We start from the raw sequence: 1,825 nt of genomic DNA, 5'->3' as shown, positions 1-1,825 counted from the left end.
GGCAGAACCATATGTGCGGAATCGTCGGATACATCGGCAAGCGTGACGTCGCGCCGCTGCTGCTGGAAGGGCTGCAGCGACTGGAGTACCGGGGTTACGACTCCGCGGGCATCGTCGTCAACAGCCCGAAGTCCGGCGCGCTGAAGATGGTCAAGGCCAAGGGCCGGGTCCGCGATCTGGAGGCCCGGGTTCCCAAGCGGTTCGCCGGCACCACCGGTATCGCCCACACCCGCTGGGCCACCCACGGCGCGCCCAGCGACATCAACTCGCACCCGCACCTGGACCCGGAGAACAAGGTCGCCGTCGTCCACAACGGCATCGTGGACAACGCCTCCGAGCTGCGCGCCAAGCTGGAGGCCGACGGGGTGGTCTTCGCCTCCGAGACCGACACCGAGGTGATCACCCACCTGATCGCCCGCTCCTCCGCCGACTCCCTGGAGGAAAAGGTCCGCGAGGCCGTCAAGGTCATCGAGGGCACCTACGGCATCGCCGTGATGCACGCCGACTTCGCCGACCGCATCGTGGTGGCCCGCAACGGCTCCCCGGTGATCCTCGGCATCGGCGAGAAGGAGATGCTGGTCGCCTCCGACGTCGCCGCGCTGATCGCCCACACCCGCCAGGTCGTCACCCTGAACGACGGCGAGATGGCCACCCTGAAGGCCGACGACTTCCGCACGTACACCACCAGCGGGACCTCGACCACCGCCACCCCGGAGACCGTGGAGTGGGAGGCCGCCTCCTACGACATGGGCGGCCACGACACCTACATGCACAAGGAGATCTCCGAGCAGCCCGACGCGGTCGACCGCGTGCTGCGCGGCCGGATCGACGACCGTTTCAACACCGTGCACCTGGGCGGCCTGAACCTGGACCCGCGCGAGGCGCGCGGCATCCGCCGGGTCAAGATCCTCGGCTGCGGCACCTCGTACCACGCCGGCCTGATCGGCGCCGGTCTGATCGAGAGCCTGGCCCGGATCCCCGCGGACGCCGAGCCGGCCTCCGAGTTCCGCTACCGCAACCCGGTGGTGGACCCCGACACCCTCTACATCGCGGTCTCCCAGTCCGGTGAGACCTACGACGTGCTGGCCGCCGTCCAGGAGCTCAAGCGCAAGGGCGCCCGTGTCCTCGGCGTGGTCAACGTGGTCGGCTCGGCCATCGCCCGCGAGGCCGACGGCGGCGTGTACGTGCACGCCGGCCCGGAGGTCTGCGTGGTCTCCACCAAGTGCTTCACCAACACCGTGGTGGCCTTCGCGCTGCTCGCCGTCCACCTCGGCCGGATCCGCGACCTGTCCGTCACCGACGGCAAGCGGATCATCGAGGGCCTGCGGAAGCTGCCCGGCCAGATCCAGGAGATCCTGGCGCAGGAGGAGGACATCAAGAAGCTGGCGGCCGAGTACGCGGACGCCAAGTCGATGATGTTCATCGGCCGGGTGCGCGGCTACCCGGTGGCCCTGGAGGCCTCCCTCAAGCTGAAGGAGATCTCCTACATCCACGCCGAGGCCTACCCGGCCTCCGAGCTCAAGCACGGCCCGCTGGCCCTGATCGAGCCCTCCCTGCCGACCGTCGCGATCGTGCCGGACGACGACCTGCTGGAGAAGAACCGCGCGGCGCTGGAGGAGATCAAGGCCCGCAGCGGCCGGATCCTGGCGGTCGCCCACCGGGAGCAGGAGAAGGCCGACCACACCCTGCTGGTGCCCAAGAACGAGGACGAGCTCGACCCGATCCTGATGGGCATCCCGCTCCAGCTGCTGGCGTACCACACCGCCCTGGCCCTGGGCCGGGACATCGACAAGCCGCGCAACCTGGCGAAGTCCGTCACCGTCGA

At 69.4% G+C, this 1,825-nt stretch carries 1 protein-coding gene; it reads left to right on the top strand.

Going from position 1 to position 1,825, the window contains the following annotated elements:
- Nucleotides 1–11: 11 nt before the first annotated feature.
- Nucleotides 12–1,825, top strand: a 1,814-nt coding sequence (glmS, locus tag ACZ50K_RS37855) for a glutamine--fructose-6-phosphate transaminase (isomerizing) (protein ID WP_468912028.1), incomplete at its 3' end; no start/stop codon positions are given.

The sequence above is a fragment of the Streptomyces sp. NPDC033845 genome, assembly GCF_055576225.1.
The sequence above is the reverse complement of the archived record's forward strand: the minus strand, read 5'-3'. Positions and strand labels throughout refer to the sequence as shown.